This is a genomic window from Methylobacterium sp. Leaf361 (assembly GCF_001424445.1).
In the GTDB taxonomy this organism is placed as follows: domain Bacteria; phylum Pseudomonadota; class Alphaproteobacteria; order Rhizobiales; family Beijerinckiaceae; genus Methylobacterium.
Window position 1 is genome coordinate 1 of the sequence record NZ_LMPY01000057.1, and the last position, 9,739, is coordinate 9,739.

Genomic DNA, 9,739 nt, shown 5'->3' on the forward strand with positions numbered 1-9,739 from the left:
TGCGACGCCTGGAACAAGCTCATCGATCAGCCCTGGCGCATCATGTCCATCGGCCTGCGGGCCTGGGCTCATGGGTTCTGATCAGTGAGAGTTGGTATTAGGCCGGTGTACGTCAGGGCCGCCGTATAGACAGGAACTCCCGCCTCATCGCGGACGATCACGGTGTAGGTTTGCTTGTCGCCGTCGGTTGGGATTTCCCAGCGCGCTATGTCGGGGAGCGCGATCATCGCTTCCCGGCGCGCGGCCGCGAAATCGGCACACTCGGTCCCTTCGTCATCGCGCTGAAGGCGACCGTCGTGAATGTCGAAGAAAAAGCGCGGCACCCACGTCTCCACAGAAGGACAGCCCCCCTACGGCGCTAACCCGACGTGCCCGGAGCGGTTCACAACGGTGGTCGATCGTTGCCCAAACCTCCAACGGCTGCTCAGCGGCTGAACGCTATGGAAGCCCGGATCAAACCGGCGGCGAGGAGCGAGAAGGCGAGAGCCTCAATCACAGTCATCGGAAACTCCGAGCTTTGACCTCGGAGGTTCAAAGCGGGCTGAGAGCGATTGATCCCGCACACTGCGATGCTAGGTTAATATTGCTCGAACGCACGATGGCCAACGAATACGGCAACCTCTGCCGTACAAGGGAGAGCCTTGGAGCGAAAAAGCCCGCGCCGGCGAACCGGGCGGGCTTCTCACCAGAGGCCGTAGTGTCAACGTGGCACCCCTGGCTTGGCGTCAGCTGTTGAGACGGACGCCCGAGGAGATGGTGGCGGCCAAAGGGTGAATGAACAACCCCCAGGCCGAACTGCCTCACTCCGCTGCGGCAGCTGCCTTCTTCGGCTTGCGAGCGCGGACAGGCTTCTCGGCCGGCGCGGCCGCAGGCTCGGCCACCTTCTTCCGGCCCCGGGCCTTGGACGCCTCCGCAACCGTCTCGTCGGCGGCAGCAGCCTTCGGGGCCGCGTTCCGGCGCTGTGTCCCGAGTCCTGCGTTGCGAGCGAACTCGGCGCGCATGGCCGAGTAGTTGGCCGCCGTGGACGGGTAGTCGTGAGGCAGCCCGAAGCGCTCCCGGTACTCCTGAAACGTCAAGCCAGCGCCGGTGATGTGGCGCTTGAGCGTTTTGTAAGGCTTTCCGTCGAGGAAGCTGATCAGCGCGTCCGGGGTGATGGATTTCCGGATCTGCGAGGGGGTCGCCTTCTCCACCGCAGTCTCGGCCGAAGCAGAGGTGCCGCTGAGTCCGGACAGAGCCGCATGAACCTCGGCCAGAAGAGCCGGAAGGTCGGCCGGCCGAACCGAGTTCTTCGACACGTATGCCGCCACGATTTCGGTGGTGAGCTCGATGAAGCTGGTCTGTTCCGACGCAGGGTTCAGTGTGCTCTCGTCCATTTGCATCTCCTCGATATGCAACCGCAACGAACGATACCAGCGCGAGAGTTAGTCAAGAGCTATTTGCAGTTTTCGCAAAGAATGCTTCGGATATCGACCTCTTCGGTGGAATGCTTCTGATTTGTATCGCCAGCCACGCGCCCTCAGGTCCAGTCGCCGGCATCCTGTTCCACGTCCGGCTCAGAAATGCCCATGTCGGCCGAGAGCCCGTGACGACCTTTCACCTTTAAAGAGGTGGCTCGCAGACCGGCTCGACGCAGCCCCGTCACCTCGATCTGGCCGTGGAAGCCGGACTGGCCGAAGCGCTCGATGTGGCGGCCCAGTTCGGCCACATGCTCGCGGAGCTCGGACATTCCTCGGCCGCCACCGCCGCCGATTCCGCCCGCCGGCGCGTCCGGGATCTCCAGGCCGCTGCGGGTGATCGAACGGATCGACCCGTCCGGCATCTTCATCGTGCTGTTGCCGAGGTCGAGCCCTTCCTTGCCGTCGAGCCCCTTCACAAGCTTGGGCTCGCCGTCCCTCGCCATCGGAACCGGCTTGACCGTCCCGATGCCGTCCCGCAGGCCGATGCCGGCGCCACGCCGACCGTACCACGCGCCCCAACCCTCTTTCCGGGCGGTCCGGAGCGCGAAGTCGATCTGCTCCTTCCAGTACCGCGGGTCGCCCGCGTGGTGCCCAGTTTCCGCCGTGTAGCGGTTCCCCAGGCCGCCCGAACGTCCGTAGTGCAGCTGGAACGGGCCGAAGCTGGTCGGCTTGCCGTTCTCGTAGTCGCCCGGCGTGAGGCGATTCGGATTCGAACCGCGCAGGCCCTCGCTGTTCGCGATCCGGAGCGCGATGTCCGGGTCGATGCCCTGCGACAGGGCCGAGGCCCGAATGTGCGCTGCGAACTCGGGATCGATGTTGCGCATATCGCGGGCGGAGATCCCGCGGCCGCCGCCGACACCACCGCCGCCGAGCCCGCTCGAGCCTCCGTCCATGTTGGCCTTGCGGATCACGCTGTCCAGGACACCGCCTGCGCCACCGCCGCCGAAGCTGGCCTTTTGGACCAGCCCGCTGCCTCCGCCGGCACCGCCGCCCATGCCCTCGCCCGGCATGAAGTGGATCGGTACGAAGATGCCCTGACGGAACTGCTCGTTCAGGCGCTGGAACAGGGTCTTGCCCTCGGCCTCGACCTCGGGGGCCTTCTCCTTCACGCCCTCCGCGATGCCCTTGCCGACCTTGGTCCCGGCATCCTTCCCGACCTCGTCGGCCTTCTTGCCCAGCACCATGTCGGGCAGGTTCGGGTCCAAGGCACCGAGGAGCCCGCGGCCGATCCCGTCTTTGGTGAACTCGGGCATCTTCAGGGTGTCGTAGTGCTGGGCCAGCTCGGCCAAGCCGCCGATCACCGTGATGCCCAGCGCCCCCTTCGCAAGCCCAGCCAGCTTGCCGCCCTTCTTCGCCGCGTCGGGTAAGGCGCCGGCCGCGGTCTTGGCGCCCTGCAGCACCGCAGCCTCGGTCAAGGCGGCTGCGGCAGCGTTGAGCGCCACCGCCGAGCCGTTCAGGGCCGCGGCGCCGCCCCCGAAGCCGAGGAGATCGCGCCCGACACGGAACATGCCGAACGCGCCACGGGCGGCGATCGCGGCGCCGGCCAGCCCGCCTATGGCGGTGCCCGCCTGGATGACGTTGGGAGGCAGGTTCGTGACGGCGTCGACCGCGTTGCCGACCTTGTCGTAGAACATGGTCAGCGGGCCGTCGTTGACCTGGCCCAGCTTCATCCAGAACGTCTCGACCGAGCCGATCATGCGCTGGTAGGCGCCGTAGGTCCCGGCGTTGATGTCCTCGCCGATCTTCTGCGCCCGGTCCTGCGGCGTGTTGCGGAAGGTCTCGACGTCCTTGTTGAGCGTCTTCAGATCGAGCGCCTGTGCTCGACCGCCGTGCTCCTGCCCGAAGAGGTACTTCGCCATGGCGGGCGTGATGCCCTTGGCGATTACGTCCCGCATCAGGCGCTCGATGTCGACGGCGCCCGCAGAGGCCGACAGGTACTCGTTGACCGATTTCGCGATCCGCTCGGCATCCTGAGCGTTGACCGCGCCCTTCTTCGTCCGTCTCGCCAGGGTCTCCTGGATGATCGCGGAGACCTTCGGGACGAACTCCTCCCGGTTGCCGACGATGTCCTCGTCTTCCATCAGCTCGCGGATGCGGGAGCGCTGGCTGTCGTTCAGGCCTTTGCCGAACTTCAGCCGCAGCGCCGATCCGAGGTTGTCCGCCGAGAGCGCCTTCCCGGGGGCGACGTAGTCGGAGTGGTTCAGGCCCGACCCCGCCAGCACACCGAGCCCCTTCGAGGTCGGCACCGCGAGCTTGGTCGCCGCCGCCCGGACGAAGTTGCCCGCCATGGAGCCTTCGTAGCCGATGCGCCGCAGCTGGGCGGCCATCGCGTCCGTGAACTCCTCCGAGAAGCCGCCCACCGAACTCGGCGCCGCGCCGAACTTCGTGTAGCCCATCAGGTCGTTGTGGTCGGCGCCGGAGCTCTTGGCGAACTGGACCAGGCGGTTGGTGGCGTGCTTGGCCGACGCCGCCGCCGCCTCCGGGTTGGACATGTTCATGCGCAGGCCGAGCATCCGGCCGAGCACGGCGGAGGAGGCTTCGTCCATGGTCGTTCCCATGGCCAGCGCGTAGTCCTTCGCGTTCTCGGTGATCGCGACGAGGACCTTCGGATCCTTCAGGTGGTCGGGCAGGCTCGAGCCGATGCGGGTCTGTGCCTTCACCACGTCCGGGTTGCTGAAGCGCGTGTCCTGGCCGATCTTCAGCGCCTGGGTGTTCAGGGTGCTCTGCTTCGCTTGGTCGATCCCGAGGACGGCCCTCTGTCTACGGCTCGCCTCGTCCATCTCGATCCAGCCATCGCGCGACCGAACGTAGGCGCCGCGCAGGCCGGCGCCCGTCGCCGTGGCAACGACGCCGGCGGCGACATCCTGGGCCTGCCGGCGCTGGGCCCGGGCCGTAGCGGCCCGCGCGCCGGCTTCCTCGGCGGCGACCTGTCGGCGGAAGGCGGCGGCGGCCTGATCGGTGCTCCGCGCCAGGGTGCGCTGCTGCTGCTCGACCCGGGACAGGTCGACGCCGTACCGGGAGGCCGCGCTCTCGGCCGCCCTGAGCGCCGCCGTCTCGGCGCTGAAGGCTGCCGTCAGGGCCTTGCTGTCGTTGACGGCCGCCCGATGCGCATCGCCCAGGCGCCGGACCTCGGCGGCCAGCCGCGCGGCCTGCTCCGCCTGCTCGCTACCTTTGATGAACGTCTGGGCCTTGCCGTACTCGGCCGCCGCCTTCTTCGCCACATCGTACTCGCGAGCAAGCCGCGTCGCCTGCGCGCCGACCCGCTGCATCCCCTGCACCGTCGCCTCGAGTGGCTTGCGGGCATCCATCACGGCCGCGGCAGCCTTTGCTGCCCTGGCCTGCTGCTCCCAGGCCTTGCTCAGCTTGGCGGCCTCGGCGGTGTACTTCGTGACGTCGAGGCCTTGCTGGATCGCCTTGGCGACCTTGGCCATCTCGGCCTCGACCCGCGATTCCGCGGTGATGAGGAGCTTGGCTTCGACGACTTTGGACGCCATGGCGAGTGCTCCTCAGTGCGATCCGGGGGCGGTCGGGATCGAGGCGCCGATCTCGGCGGTGGCGGCCTCCATGGCGACGGTCGCGGCTGCTAGTGCTGCCGTCTGGCCGTTCACGGCGGCCTCGAGGTTGGTGAGGGCCTCACGCGCCGCATCGGTGTCGATCTCTCCGAGCTGCCGGAACACCGTGCTCAGGATCTGCTGCGACGAATTCGGCTCGGGCTGGGCCGCGAGCACGGCGGCCGCGCGGGCCAAGGCCACGCCGACCTCGGACCGCAGGGCGTAGGTGGCGGGCACCTGGACGTTGCCGGCCCCGTCGATCGAGAACACGGCCTGGTCGCCGGCGAGCACGACCACGGCGAGGTGGTCCCAGGTCTCGGGAGACTGTGCCTCCGCAGCCTTATAGGGTTCGGCGGACTGCTCGCTCATCTCACCGGCCCCGGCTATTCTGCACCTGCGGTGCCGGCGGATTCTTCAGAACCTCGATCGCCTCCTGCTTCAGCAGCCAGTCGATTTCAGCCTGCGGCAGGTCGTGCTTCACCGGGTCGAACATCTCGCCCGCGGCGTAGATCGCGGTCTGCACGTGGAGCGTCTTGGTGGTGCGATAGCGCATGGCGGATCTCCGGTGATGAGCGATGGCGCTCAGAGGAAGCGACGAGTGTGCGGCTGCGGCAGGTCGCTCTTCAGCGCGAGGTCGGCACCTTCCCACGGCGCAGCCTCCCCGACTCGAGCCGCCGGGAGGTTCGCGCGGCCCGCGAGGGCGCCGAGATAGATGCCCGTGTCGTACCGAGCCGGACGCTCACGGGTGCGGCGCTGCTGCCGGCGCGTGGGCATGCCCGGCGTATAGGCGCCCGGCGGATAGGGCTGGTCGGTGTCCCGGCCCTGTTCGTCGATGTAGACGAGGAACACGTCCTCACCGGCGGGGGCGATCATCTGCGGCGGGCGCTCGCGCACCAGGGCGTCCGGACCGGGGACCTTGGCGGCTTCGGCGAGTTCGGCCGCGCGCTGCCAGTCCGCCAGGAAGGCGGCAATAATCTTGGCCGGAGCTTCGTACTCCTTCGCGAGGCGGGCGATCACGGCCTCGACCGCAGCGCTGGCTTCGGCCTGCCGTCGAGCGTAGGCATCGGCCTCTTCACGCGCCACCGCGGCCTCGATCGCAGCCACGATGCCGGGCCGCTTCAGATCGGCGCGTTCGATCGCGCGGCGGACGCGCTGCATCTCGGCGTCATGGGCCTCAGCCTTGGCGTCGTCGTCTGTGAGCAGCACTGCGTTGCGGCCTGCCTCCAGTTCGGCGAGGCGGTCGGCTGCGGCACCACGATCCGTGTCGAGATGCGCGAGATCGGCACGGAGGTCGGCGCTGGGCCGGGTCTGCTCCGTCAAGGGTTCGGCTGGGCGCGGTGCACGGCGTAGTGTTGAGATGTTCATCGTAGTGCCTCCAGAAGGGCCGCCGGTAGCGGCGCGGTGCGTTACGAGGATGCGGACGCCGCTCAGTGGCGCGTCTCCGGATGAGGCTGGACCGGGATCGCTCCGACCCAGGAGGACACGGCGTCGACCGTGCGCAGCTCGGGCGCCTGGCGGAGCAGCAGCACCGCGGCGTCGGGCGTGAGGTCGAGGCGCAGGGCCAGGGCGAAGGCGACCAGCCGGCGCTCCTCCGCCTCGGCTTCCGGAGCGCCCAGGATCGCGTCGATCCGGGTGTCCCGGCGGAGGCGATAGGCCTCCGCGCGGTCGGAGGCGTCGAGGTCGTGGAGCTCGGCCAGGGTCACGCCACGCTCCGCAGCGGGGGTGAGACGCGGGAGCCGCTGCGACCGTCGCCGAGCGGAGCGGTGACCAGCTCGAACCGCTCCTGGACCGGGCGCTGATCCTCCGGGCGCTCGACGAGCTCGCGGCTGAGATGGTCGAAGGCGGTGGCGGCGCTGCGGACCTGCTCGCTCGTCACGAAGTCGTCGCCGAACGCATAGAAGGCCGGCAGATTGACCAGTCTGAGCAGCGAGCCGCTATTCCAGGGCTCCCGGACCGCCTCGTGGTAGCGGATGCGCGTGAAGCGGCGCCGCGTGCAGTGTATCGGGTGGCCGGTGCCGACATGACTGCCGGCGTTCTTCGAGTAGTACATCCCCTTGTTGCTGCCCGGCTTCGCCTGAACATCGTTCTGCTTGTCCGCGGACATCGGTTCGGCGCGGCCGTCGATCACCCACAGATCGACCTCGGTCCGCTCGATGATCTGCTCGGGGATGGTCCGGAGACCGCGAAGCTCGTTTTCGACCGGCGGAATGGGGCCGAAGTCAGCTTGCAGGGGCTCAGCCTGCTCGCGGGCCACCTCCGCCTCGGCGAGGTCCCGGAGCAGGCCTCGCAGCGCCAGGGCGTGGCGGCGGTACTCGGCCGGGAGGCGCTGGCGGATGGCGTCGCACTTCGCCACGGCGTCGGCGTGCTGGGCCCGGCGCGCGTCCCGCTCCCGATCGTCTCGGACGCTGGTGATGCGGCGGGTGAGCGCCGCCACGAGGGCTTCGGCACGGTCGAGCTCGACGACGGCCCGGGCCTTGGCCGCCTGGATCTGCTCCAGCTCGGCGGGCGAGGCGTCGAGGATCTGCTCCCGGTAGCTGGCCTCGGCGGCGTCCCGGTCTCGGGTGGCGACCTCGATCTGGCCGCGGGCCTCGGCGAGCCCGGCGTCCAGGGCGTCGAGGTCGGTGCCGGTACGGGCGAGTGCCACGAGGTCGGTGGCGGACTTGGCGGTCTTCTGGGCGGGTGTCTTCACGGGCGTGCCTTTCGGGTAATGGGCTTCGGGCGACGTCAGGGCGACGTTGATTTCCACGGGTGAGGTGCGTCGACCGGATCGGCATCGGCCCAATAGGGCAGCCGGCGTTCGGCCTCCCGCCAGGCATCCAGATCGACCGGGTGGCCGGCGAGGTCGGCGAGGGCCGCCCAGTCCGGCGGGTAGGCGGTGGCGGGCGGCGCCCCCAGGGGGCCAGCATGCTCGTCCGGTGCGCCCAGCGTCAGGGCGAGATCACTGGCGGCTTCGAACATCTCGGCCCGGGTGATGCCGGCGGCGGCGTAGGCGGTCTCCGGCGGGCCCTCCGCCGCCAGGACGGCGAAGGCGACCACGGCCTCGACGCGATCGAGCATGGCCACCAGCACGTCCCGAAGGTCGAGATCGCTGGCGGTCGGCTCCGGCTGCGGCTTGCGCTCCGGCCGGCGCTCCGGCTTAGCCTTTGCGCCTTTGGCGAGACGACCGGCCCGGTTAACTCCGCGGTCCTCGAAGCTGTTAAGTCCGAGAGCGTTCGACTTAAGCCAGTTAAGGGCGTCGGCGCGGTTAAGTCGGCCGTCCGCCCGTACAGGCAGGCCCCGCTTCACGTATTGCGAGACGCGCGGCCGAGAAATCGACAGCTCGGCCGCAAGTGCAGCCTTGGTAATGATGGTCATGGCGACCCCCAAGGCTGGGCGGTGTTAAGTGACTTTCGGACCCTGGCGCTAGGAAGGGGCCGCGCCTCTGAGGCCCGTGTCCCCGACGAACCGGCAGGGTCCCTCGACTGTTGCTCAAATGTCACGGATTGGGAGGGTGGCAGGGCCTCGGCATTCCCGGAGCTATCTTCAGCCGACCGGTCGCCGTCCCTGGGGTAGTGGGCGAGCGCGGTCATGACCTGCCGCCCGTGTTCGTGGTGATGCCGTGGCGGCGCCTCATGTCGGCGACCAAATCAACGGGTTTCTGGGAGCTCTGGCCGGCATAGGCACGACCGGCTGCCTGCGAGGTGATCGCCGTCCCCTGCTGCCCACCTACGGGCGTGATGCCGACGCGGGCCAAGGTCCGGCGCATGCTGGCCGCGCCGAGCGCATGGGGGGCGGTGGCGGCTGGGGCGGGCGTGGGCGGCGCCAGCGGTACCGGTGCGGGTGTCGGGTTACTGGCCGTCGGTTGCGGCGCGGGATCCGTCGGGGCGTCCTCGGCCTCTGGCTCGACACCGTCGAACGCGGCGATGTTGGCCTGGATCGCGCGGATGGTCTCGGCCCGCTCTGAAGTCGCGGTTTCGCGCTGCTCCGCCTCAAGGTGGCCGAGGGTGCAGAAGGCCAGATCCCGGCCGGCTTGGTCCGTGATCGGCTTCCGGGCTTGGATGAGGTCGGCTTCGACATACCCACGCATCGGCGACGCATCCTGCTACTAGGCTAGAGGGGGCGGCACCCGCGACTTCCTGGTCCTCGACAACCCAGAGAGCCGCAGGTGCCTCGCCGAGCGCAGGAGGTCGCTCGGCGATCTGGGTTCAGGCGGCCTGCCGCTGGTTAGGGGCATCGAGCGCCGGGGTGCGCGGGCCGTCATCTGGGCTGAGCCGAACACCGTAGCGGGCGAGATGGGCCCGCAGGCTCTGGCGCGTGAACTCGCTCATGGTCTGGCCGCGCTGGCGAGCTGCGGCCTCCACCGCTCGGGCGAGATCGGTCTCGACCTTCAGCCGAAGCAGGGCGTCTCGCCGGAGAGGATTTGTCATGATGTGGCTACGCCTCAATCACTGCGTAGCTAGAACGATGGATTACATGATGCGGCGCGGCAAGATGCTCTCGGAGCTATCTAAATTTCACACTTCGGTTCCTCGCGAGGCATAGTTATGGTTTGTGATACTTTGTTATATTCAAACCGAAATACTTATGCCAATATGTCGCACCACAGGAGCCGGGTTTTCGGTGCGGACCTGACAGCTGCACCGCGCAGTTGATCCGCCCCCAGTGAAGTGGTCCGCCCTGAGGTATGGCTTTCGGGCCAGGACGAGGACGGACAGATGGGAACGAAGCGGCACAAGCCGGAGGATGTCGTCG

General features: G+C 68.6%; 11 protein-coding genes. All 11 read right to left on the reverse strand.

Features of this window, described 5'->3' with window-relative positions; all coding sequences use genetic code 11:
• Positions 1-68: 68 nt before the first annotated feature.
• The 11 genes from ASG32_RS28010 to ASG32_RS33565 all read right to left on the reverse strand — a co-directional run bounded on the left by ASG32_RS28010 (position 69) and on the right by ASG32_RS33565 (position 9,414).
• Positions 69-323: a hypothetical protein gene (locus ASG32_RS28010; RefSeq protein ID WP_056532807.1), complete on the reverse strand. Its 255-nt coding sequence runs from the start codon at positions 321-323 to the stop codon at positions 69-71.
• Positions 324-800: 477 nt separating this feature from the next.
• Positions 801-1,373 carry a MucR family transcriptional regulator gene (locus ASG32_RS28015; RefSeq protein ID WP_056532810.1) on the reverse strand — a complete coding sequence of 191 codons (573 nt, stop codon included), beginning with the start codon at positions 1,371-1,373 and terminating at the stop codon, positions 801-803.
• Between the two features lie 143 nt (positions 1,374-1,516).
• The gene (locus ASG32_RS35715; RefSeq protein WP_056532813.1) at positions 1,517-4,951 is read right to left on the reverse strand and encodes a phage tail tape measure protein; all 3,435 of its coding nucleotides are present in this window, start codon (positions 4,949-4,951) and stop codon (positions 1,517-1,519) included.
• A gap of 12 nt (positions 4,952-4,963) precedes the next feature.
• Complete coding sequence (locus ASG32_RS28025) at positions 4,964-5,377, reverse strand: hypothetical protein (RefSeq protein ID WP_244492260.1); 414 nt, start codon at positions 5,375-5,377, stop codon at positions 4,964-4,966.
• A gap of 1 nt (position 5,378) precedes the next feature.
• The gene (locus ASG32_RS28030; RefSeq protein ID WP_056532818.1) at positions 5,379-5,561 is read right to left on the reverse strand and encodes a hypothetical protein; all 183 of its coding nucleotides are present in this window, start codon (positions 5,559-5,561) and stop codon (positions 5,379-5,381) included.
• Between the two features lie 29 nt (positions 5,562-5,590).
• Complete coding sequence (locus ASG32_RS28035) at positions 5,591-6,373, reverse strand: hypothetical protein (protein WP_157862091.1); 783 nt, start codon at positions 6,371-6,373, stop codon at positions 5,591-5,593.
• 62 nt (positions 6,374-6,435) lie between these two features.
• Complete coding sequence (locus tag ASG32_RS28040) at positions 6,436-6,711, reverse strand: hypothetical protein (RefSeq protein ID WP_056532824.1); 276 nt, start codon at positions 6,709-6,711, stop codon at positions 6,436-6,438.
• On the reverse strand, positions 6,708-7,754 hold the full coding sequence (locus tag ASG32_RS28045) for a hypothetical protein (RefSeq protein ID WP_056532827.1): 1,047 nt from the start codon (positions 7,752-7,754) through the stop codon (positions 6,708-6,710). Before ASG32_RS28045 ends, ASG32_RS28040 begins: the two co-directional genes overlap by 4 nt.
• A complete protein-coding gene (locus ASG32_RS34215) occupies positions 7,733-8,374 on the reverse strand; it encodes a hypothetical protein (protein WP_157862092.1) in 642 nt (213 codons plus the stop codon). The genes ASG32_RS28045 and ASG32_RS34215 overlap by 22 nt, the downstream gene beginning before the upstream one ends.
• A gap of 199 nt (positions 8,375-8,573) precedes the next feature.
• Positions 8,574-9,074, reverse strand: a complete 501-nt coding sequence (locus tag ASG32_RS28055; RefSeq protein ID WP_056532833.1) for a hypothetical protein — start codon at positions 9,072-9,074, stop codon at positions 8,574-8,576.
• A 118-nt stretch (positions 9,075-9,192) separates the two neighbouring features.
• Positions 9,193-9,414 carry a ribbon-helix-helix protein, CopG family gene (locus ASG32_RS33565; RefSeq protein WP_107352007.1) on the reverse strand — a complete coding sequence of 74 codons (222 nt, stop codon included), beginning with the start codon at positions 9,412-9,414 and terminating at the stop codon, positions 9,193-9,195.
• Positions 9,415-9,739: the final 325 nt, after the last annotated feature.